The sequence below is a fragment of the Mesomycoplasma ovipneumoniae genome (genome assembly GCF_030012565.1).
Lineage (GTDB): Bacteria > Bacillota_I > Bacilli_A > Mycoplasmatales > Metamycoplasmataceae > Mesomycoplasma > Mesomycoplasma ovipneumoniae_D.
On the sequence record NZ_CP124621.1, the window covers coordinates 485,671 to 509,990 of the forward strand.

The following is a 24,320-nucleotide window of genomic DNA, read 5'->3' on the forward strand; positions in this document are numbered from 1 at the left end:
CCCTTAATTCTAAAATTCAAATTTATTAATTATTCTTAAGTGAGAATTATTATAACATAACTTTATTTTTGACCAAGCATTTTTTTTTTTTTTTTGCAAAACCTTGATTTTAAAATTATAAAAATTAAGATTTTAGGTCAAAAAACCCGGATTTAGTAGTATTTTTGCATATTTTACATTCACTAAAAAGTGAATTTTTGCCACCAAACTGGTAAACTCAGGTGGTTTTTTTAGAAAATTAAAAATTTATAATTTTTTGTAAATTTTTAATATTTTTGTCAAATTCCTAGAAAATATTAAGAAAAATGGTATAATTTGTACTATTAAAATATTAAACAAAATAAGAGGTGTAAATGGCACGCAAACTAACAAAATTTAGAAATTTATTTATCCTTTCGACCCCTATTGTTTTTTTAGTAGCAACAAGTTGCGCCACTAGTCAAACAGGTGACGGTCAAAAAGAAAAAGAAGGTCAAAATCCAACAACAGCGCAACAGATGAGCGCAAAAATCGCTGACAAATTAGGGTCAAGTCTAAGCTTTGACGTAAATGGTAATTATGTTTTTACTATTAAAAATGATAAATTCAAAGATGCAACAGAGGTAGTGGCACATTTTGAAGGCAAAAGTGATGATCCAGCTATTACTAAACTGATGACTCCTGAAGTTAATGCAAACATAAATAATTCAACCGCAACTTTTAACACAGCTGGAAAATTATTAAACGACTATAAGTGATCGCTCAAAAAAATTAAAGTTGTTAAGGCTGGCAGCTCTGAAGAAATTTCGCAAGATCAATTCCCTGATGACTTAAAAGGTGACCTTTGGTTTGAGAAAAAAATTGCGATAGTTAAACAAGATGCTGCGCTTTGAATTGATCCTCAAACCCAACTTTTAAAAAATTGAATAAACACTAATGCAAATGTCGAGTTAAAAGCTGAATTTATTAAAAATGACAGCACAAAAGTGAGAAAAGTTGTAGATACCACTTTCAATAGTTCGTTAAATAAGTTTCGAGCTGACTTACAAGAAGGTTATAAATTTAATAGAATTCTAATTCAATCTAAAAATAACTCCTTTGCAACAATTAGTTTACCTTATAAACCTTTGGAGCAAAAAGAAAACACACCGCAACAGATGAGCGCAAAAATCGCTGACAAATTAGGGTCAAGTCTAAGCTTTGATGTTAATGGTAATCATGTTTTTACTATTAAAAATGACAAATTCAAAGGTGCAACAGAAGTAGTGGCACATTTTGAAGGCAAAAGTGATGATCCAGCTATTACTAAACTAATGACCCCTGAAGTTAATGCAAACATAAACAATTCAACTGCAACCTTTAACACAGCTGGAAAATGACAATACGACTATAAGTGATCGCTCAAAAAAATTAAAGTTGTTAAAAATGGTAGTTCTGAAGAAATTTCGCAAGATCAATTCCCTGATGACTTAAAAGGTGACCTTTGGTTTGAGAAAAAAATTGCGATAGTTAAACAAGATTCTGCGCTTTGAATTGATCCTCAAATCCAACTTTTAAAAAATTGAATAAACACTAATGCAAATGTCGAGTTAAAAGCTGAATTTATTAAAAATGACGAGTCAAAAATGAAAAAAGTTGTAGATACCACTTTCAATAGTTCGTTAAATAAGTTTCGAGTTGACTTACAAGATGGTTATAAATTTAATAGAATTTTAATTCAATCTAAAAATAACTCCTTTGCAACAATTAGTTTACCTTATAAACCTTTTTAATATAATTTCTAATGTAATAAAAAAAAGCAATTTCTCGAATGAAATTGCTTTTTTTTATTAAAAATAATGAAGATTAAATTAAGTATTAAATTAACTCAAAATGTTTTAATTGTGATTCTAATACATCAGCAGGAGCATAACCTTCAAGACGATGTACAAGTTTGTGATCTTTATAAAATAATGTTGTTGGAGTTCCGTGGATTTGGTTATCACGTGCAAATAAAATATTTTCACGCACATTAACTCTAATGATAACTAGACCATTTACTCCGTATTTATCGTTCATTTGATCGATTGAAGGTTCATAAAGAACACAGGCTCCGCATCCAGGTTGGTGAAATACGAGAATTGCAGCTTTGCTTGTTAAAATTTTTTGATTAATGTCATCGGTTGAGTGAATATCAAAGATTGGCATAATACCTCCTTTTTTATATAAATGATACCACATTTTTGCTTTTTTGCAAGATATAAATAGAAAAAATTAATAGGATTTTGCAAATAAGACAAATTTAGTAGTTTTTTTGCCGCTAAATATTGAATTAGCGCTTTGTGGTATATTAAATATTGAATTTTTTGGCAAAATACAACGAGCTGTTGCGGTAGTCTCATCTTGTATTTGCTTCTCTTTTGCTGAAGTTTCGCTAAAAGGAGCAATAACAAATTTCCCTTTTTGTATTTCAGCTTGAAGATCTTGATATGAAGTTACAAAAACTGTATTTTCAATTATGCGAGTTTTAGCTTTTTCAAACAAGTTTTTTTGAATTTCATCAAGAATTTTAGGGCATTTGTCTTTGAGTTCATCAAGGCTAAAATAAATTTTTTGACGATTATCTCGACGAACAAGGCAAATTTGATTTTTCTTTACATCATTTGGTCCAATTTCAATTCGAATTGGTGATCCAGAAACTTCGGACTTATTTATTTTAAAGCCAATTTGCTCATCTGATTCATCTATTTGGTAGCTAATTTTTCTTTGTTTAAGAATTCTAGCTACTTTTTTTGAAAAGTCTTTTACTTCTGGATGTTTTTTTGCAAAAAACTCAAGAATATCTACCTTATATGGGGCAATTTTTGGAGGCAAAACTAAACCACTATCATCACTGTGAACCATCACAAGAGCACCAATTAGACGAGTTGAAATCCCTCAAGATGTTTGATATGGCGTCTCAAATTCGTTTTTGTTATTTTTAAACTGAATTCCAAAATTTTTAGCAAAATTTTGGCCTAAAAAATGTGATGTGGCTGATTGAAGTGCGCGGAAATTTTGCATCATTGATTCAATAGTGTAAGTTGTAACAGCGCCGGCAAACTTTTCACGATTAGTTTTTTTACCAAATATTGTTGGTATAGCAAGATAATTTTCTAAAAAGAATTTATAATATTTAGCTATTTTTTTGGTAAAATTTTGAGCCTCTAATTTATCTGAATGAATTGTGTGACCTTCTTGTCAAAGAAATTCAGTATTTCGTAAAAATGGATTAGTAGTTTTTTCTCATCTCAAAACTTGTGTTCACTGATTTAATTTTAACGGTAAAATGTTATTTGCAGCAATTTCATTTTTAAAATAATCAGCAAAAAGGAGCTCGCTAGTTGGTCTTATATAAATATTTTCAGCTAATTTTTTTTGGCCTACATGAGTTATTGTTAATAATTCTGGCGCAAAACCTTTTATATGTTGTTTTTCTTTTTCTATAAAACTTTCAGGTATAAGAAGAGGAAAATAAACATTTTTTACACCTTGGGAAGCAAAAAATGCATCAACTATTTTAGTTATATTAGTTCAAATTGCATATCCAAAAGGTTTAAAGTAAAGTGTTCCTTTGATTGGACCGTAACTCATTAAATTCGCCTGAGTTATAACGTCAACATATCATTTTGCAAAATCTTCGCTACTTGGCGTTATCTTTTCAGGTCGTTTCATAAAATAAATAATTTAAAAAATAAAAGATGGTGAATTAACATTTGGCTGCCCCAGTTAGATTCGAACTAACGAATGACGGTACCAAAAACCGTTGCCTTACCGCTTGGCTATGGGGCAAAATGGTGGGGGGTGAGGGATTCGAACCCCCGAATCCGAAGAAAGTGGGTTACAGCCACCCGCATTTGGCCGCTCTGCAAACCCCCCCGATCCGTTGCAGCTTTTTAATTATAACATATTTTTTTGATTTGATAAATTTTTTTTAATTTTTTTTTTTTTTTTTTTTTCGGACTAGCGATATTTTGCCACATCCTCAGTTACTATTTGGAAGACATCATTTACTAGTTTTTCTTGTTCTTCAATTGGAAGATTTGGGTCTAATTTAATTTGCTTGTAAGCAAAAATAAAAGAAGGATGTAAAAAATTACCTAATGGACGCCCTATTTTGTACAGTTCAATTCATCTATCCTTTAATTTTTTAGCAAGCTTTTCATCATCATGTCTTATTTTATATTCATTTGCTAATTTTTGATAAGATAAAATTTTAAAAATAGCAAAAGTAAATCAAAAGTTTTTAACAAATTCAGATCACTTAATAAGAATAAAAAATCCAAGGCCAAAAAAATAACTTAGTGCTGGAAACCAAAAAATATAATATAAAATTTGACTATAAGGATTTAATTGCGCTAAATTTTGACTAATTATTTCAGAATTAACATTTAAAACTATCAGTTTATGACTAAAAATCGGGCTAAGCAAAAATATTAGCCTTACAATATAATTTAATAGTAAAAAAATTGAATCGGCAATATAATAAAAAAGTAATTTCCTTGGTTTGTTGCGGTTTTTTGAATTATTAAAATAAACTAAAGTTTGAATAATTACTAAAAATAGAACAAATGAGCCAACAAATGCTAGATACTGTCAGAATTGAAAATTATTAATTCCAGCAAAAAATAATCAAAAAATAAGCATTAACATCGAAACTAGCAAGGTTGAAATTGAATAATAAATTGACTTTGCAGTAAAAGAGATATTATTTCAAAGTTTTTCGACAGGATTTATTTTACTTTTGGTTCTTTTTTCATGCTTTTGAAAAATATCTGAATTAAGTTGGTAAAAACTTGAAGTTCAGGCTGAGTGCTTTTCGCGATATTGCATTTTTTTATTTAAATCACTAATTTCAGCCACAGCTCTTGAGTCGGACAAAAAGTAAAAAAACTGATTTTCATCATCATGCAAAAGTCATGAAAAATTAATTTGGTTAGATTTTTTTGGTTTTGTGACTTTTTCAAGGAAATTTTTTGACTCTTTTGTTTGCTCTTGAGCTATTTCTGAATTTTGCTGTGATTTTAGATAATTAGGCTGATAAGTAACGTATTTTTCTGGTTGATGGTCATATTGAGGGCTATTTTGGGCCTGAATTTCAATATCTTTTTGGTCTACAAATGTTTGACTGTCATCTCCTTGAAATGGATTTGCGGTGTTAGTTTTTAAATCTTGACTGTGATTTGGTTTTTGAAAATTACTATAATGTTGATATTTGCGATCACGGGAAGCAAAATGCGAATTATGAGATTTGTTAGCGCCATAATTTTTTGAATTATAAAAATTAGACTGATTTTGGTCGTTTATTTTTTGATTATTTTTTTCTTGGTCATGATTTTGATTCATTAAATTCTCCTGTGAAACTATTTAACCTATTTATTTTACAAATTTAATTTAAATCTAAAAAGTTAATTTAATATTAGCACCTTTTTCAATTTCTTCATTAAATTTTACCAATTTATAACTAATATTAATTATTTTTTTCTTTTTAATTAAATAAGGTAAAAAAACGCATGTTTTTAATGATTTGGCATTTTTATTCTTATAAGAACTTATATTAATAAATTTAAAAATTTTACAATACAAAATTCAGACATCAAAAACACACACTAATTATATAATATATAATAAGCAAAAAAGTTAAGCTAAATTTTACTTCTTTTGAGTCAATAAAATTACATTTTTTGACAAATCTATAATTTAATTTAAATTTTTAAAAATAATTAATTATTTTAAAATTTTTTTCAAAATGCTGGTTTATTTTAGTAATTAATTTTAATAACTGAAATAATTTTTACTATTTGCATAAAAATACCTTTTTTAGCTCAAAAAAATGAGCTTTTGATCATAAAAGTTCTATATTTTTAAATTTTTTGTTGATTTTAATAAAAATCGCTCCCACTTCACTCCACTAATAAAATGCAAAAAATTTAAAAAATACCGCCTAAAATCAGTCATTTTTTTTCAAACAAAAAATGAGCAATAAAAAAAATTAATTTTTTTTTGTTTGAAATGGGATTTAGTGTATAATTGTGGTTGACAGTGGAGATAAAAAATGTTTGGAACTGTTTTCAGAATATTAGATGAAAAAAATAGAATTGTGCTACCTCCTGCTTTTCGTGATGAACTTGATGGTGACTTCTATATTTCAGCTAATTTGGACAAAATTCTTGAGATCAGAAGCCAAGCCGAATTTGATATTATTGCCCAAAAAATTGGAAAAGCAAACTCATTAGATCCACGACTTCGTGATTTTGCAAGATATTTTTTTGGTAATACCGTCAAAGTTTCTGTCGATAAGCAAGGTAGGTTTTTAATTCCCAAAAATTTACTTGACTTGGCCGCTGTCAAAAAAAGAATCTATTTATTAGGGGTTAATAACAAAATTGAAATTTGGCCTGAAGAAAGATACGATCAATTTTTTGCAAAGTTTTCTGACAGCAATGTCACCGCTGATTTAGAAAAAGAATTGCTAAAATCGGGAGTAGAATTATAAAATGCACATTCCAGTTTTGTTAGAAGAAGTTATCTTAGCTCTTGAAATTAATCCCGAAGGATTTTATGTTGATTTAACTTTAGGGCGTGGCGGACATTCCAAGGCGATTCTTGAAAAATTAACAACGGGAAAACTGATTGTTTTTGATAAAGATATCCAAGCCATAGACGAAACTAAATCTAAATTAACTGCAATTAGTCAAAATGTTAATTTTATTTGTTCAGATTTTGCAAATTTTGATTATCACTTAGAAAAATTAGGAATTGATTATATAGACGGGTTTATTGTTGATTTAGGTGTTTCTTCACCTCAAATTGATAATCCTGAGCGTGGCTTTTCTTACTCTAAAGATGGCAATTTAGATATGAGAATGGACACAAGTCAATCTCTTGATGCTTCTTGAGTTTTAAATCAATATTCTGAAGAAAAACTAGTTCAGATTTTTTACAAATACGGACAAGTAAAATTTGCACGGCAAATTGCAAAAGCAATCATTGAAAATAGACCTTTGAAAACCACTTTTGATCTTACTAAGATTGTCAAAAAAGTTATTCCAGCACTGGCGTTATCTAAAAAAAACTTTGTAAAAAATGTTTTCCAGGCTGTGCGAATTGAAGTAAATAACGAACTTGAATCTCTGCAAATGTTGTTAAAAAAGTTACCCAAATTCTTAAAGCACGGTTCAAAAGTTTTAATTATTAGCTTCCATTCGCTAGAGGATCGATTAGTAAAAGATGCATTTTTAAATTTAGTTAGCAAATCTAAGCAAGATTTTTTTAAAAAAGGCGATCCAGAATTCTCAACGAAAGTTTTTCGACCATCACCAGAAGAAGTTTTACTAAATCCAAGAGCAAAATCAGCTAAATTACGAGTTTTAATTAAAAATTCATAAAAAAAGAAAAATTGAAAAATAGGTAAAAATACTATGGAAAGATGTAGTAAAATTATGCTAATGGGATTAGGTGATTTTGGATCTAAAATTGTTCAAAACATCAATTTAGATCAAGCTAGCTTTCCAAAATTTTTTATAAATTCACGAGATGAATATTCTAATTTCAATTTTAGCGATCAAAATTCACTAATTCTTAGTCAATCAAATTTTGGATATGACTGGAAAAAAGCAAACCAAGCAGTAAAAGATAAAAGTTTAGAAATTCAATCAATTCTTGCTGGGGTCAAAATTCTCTTTTTGATTGTAGGATTAGGCGGATCAACTGGATCAGGAGCAATTTTAGAAGTAGCTGAAATTGCTCAAAAAATGAATATAATTATAATAGTTTTAGCAACAAATCCTTCTGAAAATGAGTCAAAATTTAGACGCGAAACAAGTTTTGACGTGCTTCAAAATCTAAAAAAAATTGTTGATTCATTGATTTTAATTTCACCAGAGGAAATAAGTTTAACTTTTCCGAGTCTTATGGTTGAAAATGTTCTTCAATTAATAGTCCTTACTATTCAAAAGAAAATTTCAATTCTAACAAAAGCTATTTGTCAACAAAATGCATTAATTCATGTTAACAGTTCTATAATTGAGTCAATTTTATCCAATAATAACTTTGTTTTTGTCGGATATGCAAGCGAAACTGGTCCAAATAGGGCAGTAGTTGCAACTGAAAATGCCTTTAAAAACCATTTTGTCGAATTTGATCTCTCATCTTCCGAGGAAATGTTAATTACAATTAGTGCTAATAATTCAATTTTACAAACCGAAATTAACGATGTTCTTAACACAATTAGAAAAAATTTTAAACCAGACTTAAAATTTTCTTATGGCGTGTATACAAACACAAAATTAGATAAAGAAATTGAAATTGGTATAATTGCAAGTCAAAAAAAGCATAGTTATGAAAGCAAAAAAGCAGCAAAATTAAATCTTGCCTTCGATAACAAATTTAGTATTTTCTAAGCAAATTGATTTTGATTTAAACTTTTAGTAAATGCTTATAAAACACCTTTAAAAATTATAAAATTTAGTACGCAAACAAAATTTTATAACAAAAAGGTGTTTTTGTATTATTTTTTTTAAAAAATTTTTTTTATGGCCAAATCGACGGAAATATAGTATAATAATATTGTAGTTTTACTATTATTTTATCAACTAAATTATTATGTCAAAAATCAATAAATATATATCTGACTATTTTCTTGATAGTCAAAAAATACTTGCAAAATTTAATCCGAAAAATATTGTTATTTTACAGTTTTTCCAACGTAAAGATTTTGCCGTTATTGGCGGAATGGATGAAGTTTTAAATTTTTTAGTAGATAATACTGACTATAAAAAATATAAAATTCGTTATTTAAAAGATGGAACTCGTGTAAAAAAACGTGAAATAGTGCTTGAATTAGAGGGACCTTTGCATCTTTTTGGTCATGTTGAAGGAATTATTGACGGAATTTTAGCCCGTTCAACTTCGATAGCAACAAATGCTTATTTATGCAAAAAAGCAGCAAATGAAAAAGAAATAATCTTTATGGCCGATCGTTCTGATCACTATTTGATGCATCAAATTGACGGAAAAGCAGCAAAAATAGGCGGTATTTCAATATTTAGCAATTTAGCTCAGTCAGGAAAAAGTGCTACTAAAAATTTTGGTTCAATGCCTCACTCTTTAATTCAAAATTTTGACGGCGACCTTATTAAAACTTCACAAGCTTACCGTAAAATTTTCCCAGACCAACCACTTGTAGCTCTTGTAGATTTTAACAACAATGTAATTGAAGAGTCTTTAGCTGTTTTGGCTGAATTTGGTCAAGATTTAGCGGGAGTCAGAGTTGATACTTCTTCAAATATTGCCGATCAAATGTTCGAAGATCCTAAAAAAGACGATTTTGGAATTAATGCAAAATTAATCAAAAAACTACGTGAAGAGCTAGATAAAAACAACGGTCAACACGTAAAAATTATCGCCTCATCAGGACTAAACCCTATGAAAATTAGAGAATTAGAAGAACAAAATGCCCCTGTTGACTTATACGGTGTTGGCGAGTATATGCTTCAAATTCGAAATCACTTTTGCGCTGATGCAACAGTGCTAAATGGCAAAAAACTAGCTAAATTTGGTCGTTTTTATCGTAAAAATTCAAAATTAATAACTTTTGAATATGAAAAATAATCTTGAATTGAATAATTTGGGTTATAATGATGACCTTAAAATTTGACAAGACAAGACAAGCTTTAATTATTCAGTTGATACTATTTTGCTAGGAAATTTCATCACCTTAACTAAAAAAGTAAAACTAGCACTTGAAATAGGAACAAATAACGGTGCACTCGCAATTTTTGTTGCTCATCGAAAAAAAGACTTAATTATTGATGCAATTGAAATTAATGAAAAAGCCATTAATTTAGCGAAAACAAACGTTGAAATCAATAAAAAAGAAAGTCAAATTAATCTAATTTGTGCTGATTTTAATCAGTTTTGAGTTGAACATAATAAAAAACAGTCACGAAAATACGACTTAATTTTTGCTAATCCTCCTTATTTTAAAGTCGGAACCAAAAAAATCCGCAATGTTAGCCCTGAGTTTAAAAATGCAATTTATGAATTTAGCCTTAATTTATCGCAATTAATTTTAGGGGCAAGCAAAATTATTCAAGACAAAGGAAGACTGTCACTGGTTTTACCAATCGAGAGATTTATTGATGTGATAGAATTTTTGCGTCAGGGTCGATTTGAGCCAAAGCGTGTTCAATTTGTAATGGCAAGGGTGGGATCTAGTCCCAAATTTGTTCTAATTGAATCAGATTTTAACGCGCAGTGGGGGACTCAATTCCTACATAATCTCTATTTACACCCTAATAATAAAAATGAACATGTTTATCGCAAAGAAATTCAGAAACTTTATGTAGCCCGAAAGGTTAAAAATGGCTAAAAAATTTTACATCACAACTCCTATTTACTATGCTAGCGGAAATCTCCATATTGGTCATCTTTATAGTTCGACTTTGGCATGAGTGCTCAGAAATTTTAAAAAAATGCAAGGTTTTGAGGCACTAATGCTAACAGGATCTGATGAACACGGTCACAAAATAAGTCGTCTAGCCCATCAGTCAGGTTTAGATCCCCAAAGTTTTGTTGATCAAAACGTTGAAAAATTTAAAATTTTATGGCAAAAATTTGGCATTGATTATGATTATTTTTTAAGAACAACTAGTCAGAACCATAAAAATTTTGTTAAAAAAATTTTTTACAAAATGCATGAAAATAACGACATTTTTCAAGGTCAATATCAAGGACTTTATTCTGTAAGTGACGAAGAATTTTTATCTCAAGTTCAATGTATCGAAAAAAACAACGAATTTTTTCACCCAGTTAGCGGTGCAAAAATGGAATTAGTCGAAGAAAATTCCTATTTTTTTGCCATCAGTAAATTCCAAAAATGGCTAGAAAATTATTTAGACGCTAATCCTAATTTTATTTCTGACAAAAAAATCGCAAATGAGCTAAGACAAAATTTTTTCCAAAAAGGTTTAGAAGATTTATCTGTTAGCCGAAAAAATTTAAAATGAGGAATAAATCTTGAAAAATTTCAAGATCAGACTATCTATGTTTGACTTGATGCTCTTTTTAGTTATTTATCAATTTTTGACGACCAAATTAATTTTGACTCACCACAGAGTCAAAATTTTTGAAACCAGGCCGAAGAAATTGTTCATGTTGTTGGAAAAGAAATCGCCCGTTTTCACTGTATTTATTGGCCAATTTTTTTAAAATCACTAAATTTCAGGTTGCCTTCAACAATTTTGACTCACGGCTGACTCATAACTCCTGAAGGAAAAATGTCAAAATCAAAAGGAAATGTAGTTAATCCTCTTGAATTACTTGATGAATTTGATGCTGAAATTATTAAATTTTATTTTGTAAGTCAAATAAGTACTGAAAATGATAGTATTTTTGACAAAAAATTACTAGAAAGTCTATATAATTCATTTTTTGTCAACACATATGGAAATTTAATTAGTCGAACAATTGCACTTGTTTTGAAATATTTTAATAACGGTTTGAAATTTAAAATTGAAGATTTAGATTGAACAGATATTAGTTATTATGAAAAAATTTTGGTAAGTTTTGATTTATTTTCCGAAAATTTATCAAATTTTCAGCTTGAAAAAGGCTTTAAACTAATAATTGAACTAGCAAAAAATTTAAACGGTTATTTTGATATTAAACAATTATGAAATGAAAAAAACTTAGATAAATTAGGTGCAAGTTTGCTTTTAGTTTTAAATGGAATTTATACAATTTCAGCATGTCTAAATTGTGTTATGCCTAAAACCGTCGGAAAAATTATTGATTTTTTAGGAATAAAAACCACAAGTTTTGAATTGATTACAAAATTAGACAAATTTGACAACATTATTTTTGAAAAACTTGAAAAACCTTTTTTCCCAAGAAAAAAATCTTAATAACCAAATTTTCAGCGAAAGTTATGTTTATCGTTTAAAAATTGAATTAATGGCACTATGTTGATCAAAAAAAATGAATAAATTGGAAATGAAATTGTTGATTTTAAAATTATTGGTGTTAAATAAAAGAAAAAATAATTTTCAATAAGCCTATCTCTTCCACTTCGATTCAAGAAACGATTATAATATTGCACAAATGCAAACGGATGTCATAATCAACGAAAAACGAGAAAGCAAATACTAAGGACAAAAAGCGTTATTATTGCATTTTTAAATTTTTGAGTCGGTTTTTTTCAATATAAAATTACTAAAAATGTTGTAAATGCTAATAAAATAACGCCAAAAATCCCTATTAATAAAAGTACTAATTTTTTATTAAAAAGCCTTTTTCAATCTTTTGCGACTCTTTGAATTTCAGACTCGCTCATAAAAAAATAAAAAATAAACACTGAAAAAGTTATTAAATAAGTTAAAATTAATAAGAAAATTAATACCTTTTTATTTTTGTTTGCAAAATTAAAAGCCAGTGAGGAAAAAATTGCAACTAAAATCGGAATAATTCCATATTCTGGGGTTCAGAAAAAAACGCGACTTGTGAGCAAAAGTTTCCCAAAATCGAACGTAAAAGCAACAATTGCGCCTTTGAACCAACTTAAAATTATTCCTATCAAAACGTAAAATGGAAGTTCAAATGCTATGTTAAATCTACGTGGAAGACTAGTTTTAAATATAAAAGCAATAACTAAAAACATCGCCATTAAATATCCTGAAATTACGAGTTCAAAGCTTGTAAATCGAAATATTTTATGGTTGACTCTGAAAAATTCTTTAATATTTGCTCTAAATGTTGTTAAATTCATTGTTTTAATGGTAAATTATAATAAAAATTTAGTATAAAATATTATAATTTAAAAATAAAAAAAGGATTAAAAAAATGGTAGAAAAAAACTCGTTTCAAGAACTTTATCCAGAAAGAATAATCAACATTCAAGCCTATAAATATAATGGTTTTTTGTATCGCCAATGATCAAATGCAAGAGTAATTTCAAATTCACTTACTCATGTTGTTGTTAGTTTAAATGGCAGCATTGTGAAAAAATATGGCACAAAATCATGACGTTTTTCTGAACCGACTATTTTTGTTTTTCCAAAAAAAACAATGCATAATGCAATTATTACTTTTAAACCAGGCCAACATTTTAGTTATCATTACTATATAAATTTAGCTTCAGATTTTATTTTTGAAGAAAATACAATCAAATTTGTTGATTTTGATATCGATATTAAAATTTATAATAAGAAAAGTTTTGATATTGTTGACCGGGAAGAATTCCTTGAAAATAAGGAAATTTTGAACTATCCGGCAAAATTAGAAGGCATACTTTCAAACGAAATTAGCAAAATATTTCTCCTATTTTTGCAAAAAAAATCATTCTTTAGTAACGAGTATCTTCAAGTTTTTATTGATCTGTGTCAACGGCAAAAATGTTGAGTGCGTTAGTTGCGGCATTAAATTCTGCTTCTTTAATAGATTTTCCGTAGCCAATACCGTATTTTTTTTCTTCCCAAATTAGGTCAACGCGAAAAGTTCCATCAGCAAGGCGAGTTGGTAAATAATTAATTTTGCTAAGCGAAGAAAAAGACTGAATTTTTTCCTGAAAAATTGACTTTGGGTCTTTGTACTCTTTTTCGCATGCAAAATTTACACCATTATACAAATATTTTGCCAAAAATTCATTAAGTTTTTCAAAACCTTGATCAAGTAAAATTGCTGCTGAAAATGCTTCAAAAACATCGGCTTTTAACTTGTTATTTTCACGAATTTCTGATGCACCTTTACCTAAAAATACAAGGTCAATTAGCCCTAAATCCTGGCAGACTTTAGCTAAATAATTTGTCGAAGTAAGTACCGCCCGAAGTTGAGTTGAATTACCTTCATTTTTATAAAAATTATCATAGATTGCCCGAGTTACAGCATAATGAATTGCCGAATCTCCAAGAAATTCTAACATTTCATAATGCGGTGTTGACGGATTTGTAAAGTTGTAACTTTTATGTGTTAATGATTGAATATAAATGTCTATTGAATTTGGTTTAATATCTAATTTTTGTAAAAATTCGTAAATTTTTTTATTAGACTGCATTGTTCTCCTTTTAAAATTACGGACAATTTAATATTTATTTTTTGAAGTTTAATGTAAAATGTTGATCTTGAACTATGTGTGGCTGACTTGAATGAAAGTGGCCAAATTCGAGATGTAAAGTAAGTTTTTTATCTTCATCAAAAAATTTTGACATCATTGAAATAAAACTAACCTGTATTTTGGGGATATTTTCAGGCAAAGGCAAATCACTAACAGAGCTAAAATTAAGAATTTTATCTTTTACTAATTGTTTTATAACAAGATAATTAATTTCTTGATCTTTTAGACAATTTCTTGCACCATTATCACAAGCAAAAGGAAATTCATCAACATTTTTGCTTTTAATTTGTTTAAAAATTTGCTGATATTTTGCTTTAAAGTCTGAATAGGAATAATTTTCATCAACAAGCTCAAGAAGATAAGGGTTTTTTTTGGGATTAACCTCATCCTGAAAACCTGGCTTTGAATTAATAGGATTAAATTCGATTTTAGTATTGCCGCAAGAAACTAAAAAACCTAAAGCCACAAAAGTCATAAAAATGCTTTTTTTCATTAAAATACTTTCTCTTAATAATATATTAATAAAATAAAAATTAACTAAATTGTACCATATTTTGGACTTTGATATTTTATTTTGCTTGATATTCTATGTTTTATTTTTGCCTTTTTAGTATTTTTATATATAATTTATTAAATTATCCATTGATGTAAAAGGGAGCCATGACAAGGAAAAAAAAGATTTTATTTTCAATTTTTGCGTTATTTTTTCTAAGCGCAGCTTCAGTTACCGCTTTTTTGACCTACAATTATTTAAATCAACCGGCGGCCCCTGTAAAAAAAATTAGTGGCATTGATTTACTACTTGAATCAGACAAAGACAAAAAAGTTGACAGTGAAGACAAATTTAGCAAAGATTACCTAGCCCAAATTGACCAATTTAATGATTTTTTTAGTGATCAAAATCAAGATTTAAGCCAAGAATATGGACAAAGAGAAAGTTTTTTTGAACAACTTTCTCTTTTAGATCTTGAAAAAATAACAAAAAATAACGTTATTTTTCCTGAAGGTTATGAGCGCTTTAAATTTAATACTGAAAATAACTTTGTCACAAAAGAAAGTGATGAAAATTTTCTTGGCCCAAAAAATAATAATTTATTAGTTTATGACTTAAATTATCCTTTAGTTGATAATTTAATTGAAGAAAATAATAACTTTAAATCTAATATTTTGAATCAAAAATTTACAATTTTTGATTCAAAAGCGCGAAATCAAATATTTAAGCTTAATAGAATTGGTACATATGCCCAACCCTTAAATCATTCCAATGAATATGATTGAATTTACCAAAAAAACGTAAAATTTAAGACCGGAACTGCTGCAATATTAGATTCTAATAATGAAAAAACATTATTAATTACAAATAATCACGTTTTAAGACCACTGGAAAGCTATAAAAACAACGATGAAAATTTCGAAATTAGAACCCAAAAAATAAGATTCTGAAATACCTTAGGCGGAAATTTTCTTGAATGATATCAAAATGGAAAAATTTATAGCCTTGACAGAGATAATATAGCATTTCTTTTTTATGCAAAAAAAATTTATGAGGAAAAAATTAGCAACTTTAATCAACTTCAAATTTTAGAATTTGTCATCAATTTCTATAATGATTATTTTGAAATTCCTTCTGATTTTGATAATCAAAAATTTGATGTCGGAGTTTTTTATTTTAAATACAAAAAGTTTATTGATGATTTAAGAAAATTAGCTAAATTTTATAGAGATAATAAAGATGATATTTTAGCAAAAATTCAACAAAATCAACCAATAACTGACGCTAATAATGCTAAAAATAATTCAATTGAGTCAAAATTTGAAAATTTTCTAGCAACTTATCAAAATTTTATTGATTTCTGAGAAAAAATGGTCAAAGAAAAACCTGTTCAAATTTCAGAAAAAGTTTGGAAAAAAGGTGATTCAACCTATGATTTTAATGTAGGACTTTTTTGACCAAAGTCAAAACCTATGAAAAATAATTTCAAAGGCGTTTATGCTTCTGATCCCCAACAAAATTTTTCACGCTTATCATTGTACTTTTATACAAACAACGGGCCTGGCGCATCAGGCTCAGGAGTTTTTAACGAAAAAGGTGAACTCCAATTTATTAATGGATTTGGCTTAATTAACAATTTTTATGATAATAATTTACGAATAGAAAAAAATTATTACGACAAATTAAATACAAATATTTCATTATCAGGTGGAATTCCTCTTGTTACTGAAGATTTTAATTTAACAAAATTAATAAAAGAATTTTACCCTTCTAATCAAAAGAAGGGATTTACTCCAATTCAAAATGAGAAAATTGTTGTAATAAATAAAAAGCGTAAGTTTTTAAATTAAACTTACGCTTGGTTTCATACCGGCACACCGGTTGCTAGAATTATTATGAGATGGGAATTAAACCATTATTTTTAAAATATTTTTACTTATCTTAAAAATCTCATAATATATATGAAATCGCTATTAATTATACCACAACTTTTTTTAAAAAAGAAAAAAATAAAAAAAAATGACTTGCACAGGAAACAGTAAGTTAGTTTATTTTTACTTTGTTTCTTTTTTCAAAACGAAAAAATTGTTGTAAATAAAAAATAAAAAAGCGTAAGTTTTTAAATTAAACTTACGCTTGGTTTCATACCGGCACACCGGTTGCTAGAATTATTATGAGATGGGAATTAAACCAATATTTTTAAAATATTTTTACTTATCTTAAAAATCTCATAATATATATGAAATCAACATTAATTATACCATAACTTTTTAAAAAAGAAGAAAAAAATAAAAAAAATAAAAATGACTTGCACAGGAAACAGTAAATTAGCATTTTTTTACTGTTTTTCTTTTTTTATTTTTAAGCTGAATTAAATAAAAAAAGAAAATTTGCAAAATTATATTTGTAAACTTTATGCGGAAAAAGTAACGAAAATTCCTTAATATGATATAATTTTTTTAATTTACAGGTGGTTTTTATGAGCAAAATAACTAAACAGCAACTTGGTGCAAAAATTTGACATGGTGTCAATAGGTTGCGAAAAAATCTTGAGGCCTATGAATATAAGGACTATATTTTAGGTTTACTTTTATACAAATTTTTATGTCAAAAACAGACTGAATATTTAATTAGTCAGGAATTTGATAAGGATGATCTCTATCTTTTGGATGATCAATTGGACCGTAGTGATATTGACCTTGGAAATACTGGAGTCTTAAGTTGGGGAGTGGTTGATAGAAAGATAGAGTCATTAAAAGACAAAAATGGATTTTTTATCCAGCATCGCAATTTATTTGATTCTTGAGTCAAAAATAAACAAAAATTTGACATTAAAGCTTTTCAAGGTGCATTCAAGGATTTTAGTGATGGAGTTAATGAAATAGTTAATAAATCTAAAAAGTCTTCTCATGCTTCATTATTTAAAGGTTTATTTTCTAAATTTGAAACTGATTTGGCAAAACTCGCACCAAATGCCAAAGAACAAACTGAAGTCATTTCTCAACTTATTGACACTATCAACGAAATTCCAACCACTAGGCAGCAATACGATGTTCTAGGTTTTATTTATGAGTATTTAATTGCTCAATTTGCCTCAACTGCTGGAAAAAAAGCTGGCGAATTTTATACACCTCATGAGGTAAGTGACTTAATCTCACGAATAGTTGCATTTTATTTAAAAGACCGCAAAGATATTAGTATTTATGATCCAACGAGTGGTTCAGGTGGTTTGCTGTTAAACATCGGTCAAGAATTTAAAAAATATAGCGATAGTTCAATTACTTATTATGCTCAAGAGATTAAAAACGAAACTTATAATTTAACAAGAATGAACTTAATTATGTCAAACATAAATTCCGATCAAATCTATGTTCGTAGAGGGGATACTTTGGAAGATGATTGACCTTTATTTGAAAATGAAGACACTAGCACATATCGATTGCTAACTGTCGATGCTGTTGTCTCAAATCCGCCATATTCTCAAAGATGAGAACCAAAAAATGCCGGTCATACAGAAAAATTTGAAGAATACGGAGAGCCGCCTGAAAACAAAGCAGACTATGCTTTTTTGTTACACGACTTATATCACATAAAAAAAGACGGAATTGGCGCTGTTATTTTGCCTCACGGAGTTTTATTTCGAGGAGGTCGTGAAGGTCAAATTAGAAAAAAACTAGTTGAAAAAGGGCAAATCGACGCTATAATTGGACTTCCAGGTAATATGTTTTATGGAACTGGAATTGAAACAGTTATTATCATTTTAAGAAAAGATCGTTTTAAGAATGATATTCTTTTTGTTGATGCTTCAAATTTATTTGTTAAAGATGGTAAAAATAACCGCTTCGCTAAATCACATATCAAAAAAATTGCTGATATTGTTAACTACCGCCTTGAAACTGAAATTTCAAAAATAATTAGCTTTGAAGAAATAGAAAAAAATAATTTTAATTTAAATATTTCACGATATGTTGAACTAACTGGGAAAAAAGAAGAAGAACATGACCTATTTTCATTAGTTTTTGGCTCAATTAGCAAAAAAGAACTAAAACGTTTTGATAGTTTTTTCCTTAATTTCCCTCAAATCAAGGAAAAAATGTTTAAAGAAAACCAGGAAAACAGCGATTATTACGATTTGCTTTCGCAAGACTATATAAATATTATTTATAATGACGGTGATTTTCAAGATTATCTAGAATCATTTGAAGCTAAAGTACGTGACTTTATTGATTTTTTCAAAAGTAAAGTATCAGATATTAATTCAATTAAGAACATTAACTTAATTAAGCTAGAAAAACATATAACTGAGTACATTTTTTCATCTTTAAAGTTTCCATTAATTGATACTTATGATGTTTACCAAATTATAATTGATAATTTTGAAAATGTCAAGGAAGATTTAGAACTTTTACGGGAAAATTTTCCTGATTCTGGCAGCCTAGATATCAAAGAATTTTTAAATGATCAAATTGAATCAGTTGATAGCATTAATCAGAAAGAGAAAGATTTTCGTAGAATTAAGTCATGAAAATCTAAACTTTTTAGCAATGATTTAATTGAGCAAAAATTTTTTCCAAGTGAATTTGCTCAATTAAATAAGGTTCAAGATCAAATTGATCAAATTGAGTCTGAAATCAAAGAGTTATACCAGATAATTAGTGATGAAGATAAAACTGATGAAATTTATAATGATGAGAAAAACACTTGAATTCAAAGTGGCATTAAAAAATTAGCTAAAACATTTAAAGATTCAAAAGAATCAAGAGAAAAAGATTCTTTTGAATCTTTAATAATTCAAATTAATGAAAAATATTCAGATATCGAAAAAGTAAAAAAAGATTTAACTAATCTAAAAAATGATTTAACTAATAATTCCTACAATCAATATTTGAATTTGAATGAAAAAGATTTTTATGATTTGTTAATTTCAAAATGATGAGAAAAGTTTATTCAAAACTTTAAGGAAAAAAGTGAAGAATTCGTTGATGAGCAAATCTCAGGAATATCCGAAATATTAAACAAATATAAGCACACTTTTGTTGATATTCAAAAAAAAGTTTCTGATTTGGAAACAAAAATGTCTACTTTTTTGGATGAACTTGAGGGAAACCCCGCAGACATGGAAGCCATTAAAAAATTATCTAATATTTTGAAGGCAAATTAATGTCCAAAAATAGCAATATTTCTAAAATTAGAGTAGAAGGATTTAATCAGCCCTGAGTTAAAAAAAGATTGGGTGATGTTTTAAAACACGAACAATCATGAAAATATATCGAGTCATCAACTAAATATTTTAATTATGGGACTCCGGTTTTAACTCCGGGAAAAACTTTTGTGCTTGGTTATGCAAAAGACACAAAAAATATTAAAAAAGCATCAGAAAATTCACCAATAATTTTATTTGATGATTTTACAACTCAATCTCGGTTTATCGATTTTGATTTCAAAGTTAGAAGTTCTGCGCTTAAATTGTTAATCAATAAAAATCCAAAAGATAATCTTTACTTTCATTATTTAATTTTACAAAAAATTAAATACAACGTAAGACATCATGGACGGCATTGACTTCCTCTTTTTGTTAATTTTACATTTTTTCAACCAGGCTGGTCTGAACAACAAAAAATTTCGTGACTTTTTGAGACACTTGAAAACTTAGTTAATAAACTTGAAGAAAAAATGAGCCTTCTGAAAAATCTTAAAAATGGTTTTACTAATAAAATGTTTGCTAATTTTAGTTCAGATTTTCCTTCAATTAGATTCAGAAGTTTCAAATCTGCATGAATTACTGATCAAGTTAAAAATTTATTTGAACTTTCCCGAGGCGAATCACTAACCAAAAACCAAATAAAAACTAAACCCGTAGAGAGAGAGAGAGAGAGAGAGAGACCGCGGATACATCTACCCGGTTTATTCGTCGCAAACAGAAAATCATGGGATTTTAGGGTATTATAACCAGTTTTTGGCTGAAAATGTAATAACTTGGACTACCGCAGGTGTAAAGGCAGGAGTTGTTAATTTCCGAAAAGGAAAATTTTTTGCAACAGGTTCTTGTGGAATACTTACTTCAAAAAAATATCCTGAAAACGAATTTTTTGCCATTGTAATTGGATTTCAAACGAAAAAAAATGTCACAAATGGCATTATCCCTTCTCTAAAAATTATCGATATGGCTCAAATTGAGGTAAAATTCAGCCAAGACATTAGTGAACAACAAAAAATTTCGCAACTTTTTGAAACTTTTGACTCACTAATTCTTGCGTATGAGCAAAAAATTGCCTATTTTCAAAAAATTAAAAAAACTTTATTAAATGAAATGTTCATTTAGGTGCATATGAAAAATTTTAAAAGTGAAAAAGAATTTGAACAAACAATAGTTGATAGATTAACAAGCCCAAAAAATGGTTGGCAAGGTTTTAGAGATGAATCTGGCCATAAAAATGGCTATAGTGTCATTTTAGAAAATGTTACAGAGGAAATTTTAGTAAAAAATTGGAAGGACATTTTGTTTCATAACAACAAAGACGTACTTAATAATGTTAATCTTAGTGATGAAGAAATGGAACAAGTTATTGAAAAAATTGATAATTGCCCAAACTTTGTTGAAACAAATATATTACTAACTAATGAGTATATTTCCATTAAAAGATCAAATCCATCGCTAGACCCGGAAAAAATTGGCCAAGAAGTACAGCTAAAAATATTTTCAAAAAAAGATATCGGCATAGGAAATAACATTTACCAAATTGCGCGTCAAGTAACATTTAAGACAACAAAGAATGATGAAAAGCGTGCTGATTTAATGCTTTTATTTAACGGGATGCCTTTAATTCATATCGAATTAAAAAACCAATCTGAAAAAATTCAAAGTGCTATAACCCAAATTAAAAATTATGCCAAGAGTGGATTTTATAAAAGAATCTTTAAATTAGTACAAATTGTTGTGGCAATGAAACCTAATGAAATGTTGTATTTGCCAAACACAAATGATATTGAAAATATTAATGATAAAAATTTTTTAAAATGAACTGACAAAAATAATCGTCCTATAAATGATTATTTAGAATTAATTGACAAATTTTTCAGTATTCCAATGGCTCATAAAATGATTGGCGACTATATAATCGCGGATAACAAGGAAAAAAATCTTAAGGTTTTAAGAAGTTATCAAGTTCATGCAGTTGAAGAAATAATTGGCAGGCGATTGAAAAGGGAACTAAATTTTTCTAATAATTTGCATGAGTGCCAAAAAGGTGGGTATGTTTGGCACTCGACAGGATCGGGAAAAACGCTAACTAGTTTTAAATTGGCTACTCTCATTTTGGAAAAAGAGCTTAGTGATATTGTAATTTTTGTTGCTGATCGAATTGAACTCGTCACTCAGACATTAAAATCGTTTAATAACTTTAATTCTTCAGGAAAAATCGATGTTATTGAAGCAGAATCAACGGAAAATTTAATTGATCATCTTTCTACTGATTCTATAAGACAAAAATTAATTATAACTTCAATTCATAAACAATCACGGATAACAAATGAAAATTTCAGTAAAAAGTTAAACAAAATTACAAAAAAGAAAAAAATATTCATTTTTGACGAAGCACACCGAACAACATTTGGCGACATGTTTACTAGTATTCTCAAAAACATGACAAATTCAGTTATTTTTGGCTTCACAGGTACACCAATAATTGAAATAAACGCTAAAAATAGGGTAGGTTCTGATGATCTGGGGGTAACTACCGAAGATAATTTTGGTCCAAGATTGCACAAATACACAATGGAAAATGCTATGGAAGACAAAAAAGTACTAGCATTTAGTTCAGAATACAATTTTATGGAACACTTGACTTCTACAACACTAGACTTAGTTCAAGAAAACGTTAAAAATAAAATCGGAATTACTGAATACCGTTCTAAATTTGGGAAAAATGATAAACAAATTATTGATCTCGAAGAGGAAATTTTCAAGAGATACGGTACAACTCATGAAAAACAATATAAAGAAGAGGTTGTCAAAGATATTTTAAAATTATGGCCTAATCGAAGTAATAAATATTTTTATTCGGCAATCCTAACTGTTGAATCAATCGAAAGTGCTATTAAATATTTTGAAATTTTTAGAAAACAAATTGATGAACAAAAGCTAAATTTAAAAGTTACAGCGCTTTTTGATCCTTCAATTGATTCATCTGTTGATTCGTCAAATAAATCGCGAGGATTGGACAAAAAAGAAGATATAGAAAAAATTTTACAACAATACAACAAAGATTTTCGTCAATCTTTTGATTATAATACACATAAAAAGTTTAAAAAAGATATTCAAGACAGATTAAAGAGGGATAATTTAACTAAGTTAGAAAATGGCAGTTTCGAAGGTCAGTTAGATTTGTTAATAGTTGTTGACCAACTTTTAACAGGTTATGACTCAAAATACATAAACACGGTTTATTTTGATCGACTTCTTAAATACGAACATTTAATTCAGGCAATTTCAAGAACAAACCGCATTGAAAACAACGAAAATAAACCTTTTGGAAATATTGTTTTTTATCACCGACCAATTTTTTTATATGAAAAGCTTACTGAAGCTTTAAAAGCTTATGCTTATGCAGATCCAAAAATGGCAGATCCAAAGAAAATTGAAGTATTTTACGAGGAAATTAACAAGAATTTTAGAAGTTTACAAGAACTTTTTAGTAATTGAAAGCATCCCGATTTTGAGAATGTACCTGAATCTATCGACCCAAATGATGCTAAAAAGTTTGTAGAATGTTTTATAAAAATTAAAAAAAGTTTAATTTGTGCCGAAATTCTCGGATTTAGCTGGAAAAAAAATAAAGAAAATGAGAAAATCTGATTAAATGAAGAGCAGTGAAAAAAGTTAAACGTGAGAATTGAGGATGTTCGAATTGAATATAACAACACCAATCCAAACAAAGAATATGATGAAGTTTTTAATGAATTAGACAATCTTCAACCAAGTGTTTTAAGAGAAAAAATCGATTCTTCATATATTCAAAGTTTGTTTTATGAGTCCAATAAAAAAATAACTTTAGAGGAATTTTTAGTGCAAGTTCAAGGCGAAATTACAAAATTTCTTAAAGTTGACCAGCCATTTGCTAGAGAATGTTTTATTGAAATGTATAATGATAATCGAGGCATTGATATTAATATTTGCGTTGATGAAAAACGGAGTGAAAATTCTGATAATGAAATAAATAAATTCGCTGAACAAATGAATATCGATAGTAAAAAACTTAAGAATTATATTAATGATAATAACACTGTTGATCACAACGACCGAATCGAGAGGTTAGTTGAAGGCAGACTAAATGAAGAAGTAAAAGAAAATATTATCAAAATAAAAAATTTAGCTAATACTGATGATAACAAGAATAAAATCAAAAAATACATCCATTATGACGTAGTTTCGGAATTTATCAAAGCCCAAAAAGATAAACTTAAACAATAAAAAAACTTAAATTTATTGTTTTTATTATCTTAACAAAAACTATTTTGTAATATAAAAGTTAATAATGGGGGTCATTATTTTCTAGGATTACTGATGCACTAGAACATCTTGCTTGCCAAGAGTTCTCAATAAATTAGCATAAACAGTAAAAAAATTGAGTAAAGGTACTAAATTCGATTTTTTTCTTATCAAATTCGAATGAAAAACTATTTAAAATTAGCCGATCATCTTGATTTATTTTAATTTTAATA

The 24,320-nt window shown here is 28.0% G+C and carries 19 protein-coding genes and 2 tRNA genes; 13 read left to right on the forward strand and 8 right to left on the reverse strand.

Going from position 1 to position 24,320, the window contains the following annotated elements:
• Positions 1-353 precede the first annotated feature (353 nt).
• Positions 354-1,751 (forward strand): hypothetical protein, encoded by a 1,398-nt coding sequence (locus QJQ40_RS01785; protein WP_282861621.1) that lies wholly within the window; start codon positions 354-356, stop codon positions 1,749-1,751.
• Positions 1,752-1,836: 85 nt separating this feature from the next.
• Here QJQ40_RS01785 and QJQ40_RS01790 read toward each other — a convergent pair whose 3' ends face one another.
• The 5 genes from QJQ40_RS01790 to QJQ40_RS01810 form a co-directional block, all read right to left on the reverse strand.
• Positions 1,837-2,166, reverse strand: a complete 330-nt coding sequence (locus QJQ40_RS01790) for a thioredoxin family protein (RefSeq protein WP_044286002.1) — start codon at positions 2,164-2,166, stop codon at positions 1,837-1,839.
• Positions 2,167-2,232: 66 nt separating this feature from the next.
• Positions 2,233-3,672, reverse strand: a complete 1,440-nt coding sequence (gene proS, locus QJQ40_RS01795; protein ID WP_282861622.1) for a proline--tRNA ligase — start codon at positions 3,670-3,672, stop codon at positions 2,233-2,235.
• A gap of 42 nt (positions 3,673-3,714) precedes the next feature.
• Positions 3,715-3,789: transfer RNA gene (locus QJQ40_RS01800), tRNA-Gln, on the reverse strand.
• A 3-nt stretch (positions 3,790-3,792) separates the two neighbouring features.
• Positions 3,793-3,876, reverse strand: a tRNA-Tyr gene (locus tag QJQ40_RS01805).
• Positions 3,877-3,960: 84 nt separating this feature from the next.
• Positions 3,961-5,343 carry a hypothetical protein gene (locus QJQ40_RS01810; RefSeq protein WP_282861623.1) on the reverse strand — a complete coding sequence of 461 codons (1,383 nt, stop codon included), beginning with the start codon at positions 5,341-5,343 and terminating at the stop codon, positions 3,961-3,963.
• Between the two features lie 709 nt (positions 5,344-6,052).
• Here QJQ40_RS01810 and mraZ point away from each other — a divergent pair.
• The 6 genes from mraZ to metG all read left to right on the forward strand — a co-directional run bounded on the left by mraZ (position 6,053) and on the right by metG (position 11,903).
• On the forward strand, positions 6,053-6,493 hold the full coding sequence (mraZ, locus tag QJQ40_RS01815) for a division/cell wall cluster transcriptional repressor MraZ (RefSeq protein WP_044286005.1): 441 nt from the start codon (positions 6,053-6,055) through the stop codon (positions 6,491-6,493).
• Position 6,494: 1 nt separating this feature from the next.
• Complete coding sequence (gene rsmH, locus QJQ40_RS01820; RefSeq protein ID WP_044286006.1) at positions 6,495-7,385, forward strand: 16S rRNA (cytosine(1402)-N(4))-methyltransferase RsmH; 891 nt, start codon at positions 6,495-6,497, stop codon at positions 7,383-7,385.
• Between the two features lie 33 nt (positions 7,386-7,418).
• Entirely contained in the window at positions 7,419-8,399 is a 981-nt protein-coding gene (locus QJQ40_RS01825) for a cell division protein FtsZ (RefSeq protein WP_258824998.1), read from the forward strand.
• 202 nt (positions 8,400-8,601) lie between these two features.
• Entirely contained in the window at positions 8,602-9,609 is a 1,008-nt protein-coding gene (locus QJQ40_RS01830; protein ID WP_044286008.1) for a nicotinate phosphoribosyltransferase, read from the forward strand.
• Positions 9,599-10,369, forward strand: a complete 771-nt coding sequence (locus QJQ40_RS01835) for a tRNA1(Val) (adenine(37)-N6)-methyltransferase (protein ID WP_282861624.1) — start codon at positions 9,599-9,601, stop codon at positions 10,367-10,369. Before QJQ40_RS01830 ends, QJQ40_RS01835 begins: the two co-directional genes overlap by 11 nt.
• Positions 10,362-11,903 carry a methionine--tRNA ligase gene (gene metG / locus QJQ40_RS01840; protein ID WP_282861625.1) on the forward strand — a complete coding sequence of 514 codons (1,542 nt, stop codon included), beginning with the start codon at positions 10,362-10,364 and terminating at the stop codon, positions 11,901-11,903. Before QJQ40_RS01835 ends, metG begins: the two co-directional genes overlap by 8 nt.
• Here metG and QJQ40_RS01845 read toward each other — a convergent pair.
• Positions 11,900-12,763 carry an ECF transporter S component gene (locus QJQ40_RS01845; RefSeq protein WP_258824994.1) on the reverse strand — a complete coding sequence of 288 codons (864 nt, stop codon included), beginning with the start codon at positions 12,761-12,763 and terminating at the stop codon, positions 11,900-11,902. The two genes, metG and QJQ40_RS01845, sit on opposite strands and share 4 nt — an antisense overlap.
• A 74-nt stretch (positions 12,764-12,837) precedes the next feature.
• Here QJQ40_RS01845 and QJQ40_RS01850 point away from each other — a divergent pair, with 74 nt between their 5' ends.
• Positions 12,838-13,404: a DUF402 domain-containing protein gene (locus tag QJQ40_RS01850; RefSeq protein ID WP_052328383.1), complete on the forward strand. Its 567-nt coding sequence runs from the start codon at positions 12,838-12,840 to the stop codon at positions 13,402-13,404.
• Here QJQ40_RS01850 and QJQ40_RS01855 read toward each other — a convergent pair.
• Positions 13,364-14,047, reverse strand: a complete 684-nt coding sequence (locus tag QJQ40_RS01855) for a ribonuclease III family protein (RefSeq protein WP_282861626.1) — start codon at positions 14,045-14,047, stop codon at positions 13,364-13,366. The genes QJQ40_RS01850 and QJQ40_RS01855 overlap by 41 nt on opposite strands.
• A gap of 34 nt (positions 14,048-14,081) precedes the next feature.
• Positions 14,082-14,600 (reverse strand): hypothetical protein, encoded by a 519-nt coding sequence (locus QJQ40_RS01860; protein ID WP_282861627.1) that lies wholly within the window; start codon positions 14,598-14,600, stop codon positions 14,082-14,084.
• A gap of 167 nt (positions 14,601-14,767) precedes the next feature.
• On the opposite strand from QJQ40_RS01860, the gene QJQ40_RS01865 reads away from it, so the two are divergent.
• The 5 genes from QJQ40_RS01865 (at position 14,768) to QJQ40_RS01885 (ending at position 24,069) form a co-directional block, all read left to right on the forward strand.
• Positions 14,768-16,450, forward strand: coding sequence for an Mhp366/Mhp367 family surface (lipo)protein (locus tag QJQ40_RS01865; protein WP_282861628.1), 1,683 nt, complete (start codon positions 14,768-14,770; stop codon positions 16,448-16,450).
• A gap of 629 nt (positions 16,451-17,079) precedes the next feature.
• Positions 17,080-19,761: a type I restriction-modification system subunit M gene (locus QJQ40_RS01870; protein ID WP_282861629.1), complete on the forward strand. Its 2,682-nt coding sequence runs from the start codon at positions 17,080-17,082 to the stop codon at positions 19,759-19,761.
• The gene (locus QJQ40_RS01875) at positions 19,761-20,549 is read left to right on the forward strand and encodes a restriction endonuclease subunit S (protein WP_282861630.1); all 789 of its coding nucleotides are present in this window, start codon (positions 19,761-19,763) and stop codon (positions 20,547-20,549) included. The genes QJQ40_RS01870 and QJQ40_RS01875 overlap by 1 nt, the downstream gene beginning before the upstream one ends.
• Positions 20,536-20,922, forward strand: coding sequence for a restriction endonuclease subunit S (locus QJQ40_RS01880; RefSeq protein ID WP_282861637.1), 387 nt, complete (start codon positions 20,536-20,538; stop codon positions 20,920-20,922). The genes QJQ40_RS01875 and QJQ40_RS01880 overlap by 14 nt, the downstream gene beginning before the upstream one ends.
• Positions 20,923-20,928: 6 nt before the next feature.
• Positions 20,929-24,069 (forward strand): HsdR family type I site-specific deoxyribonuclease, encoded by a 3,141-nt coding sequence (locus QJQ40_RS01885; RefSeq protein WP_282861631.1) that lies wholly within the window; start codon positions 20,929-20,931, stop codon positions 24,067-24,069.
• Positions 24,070-24,320 lie beyond the last annotated feature (251 nt).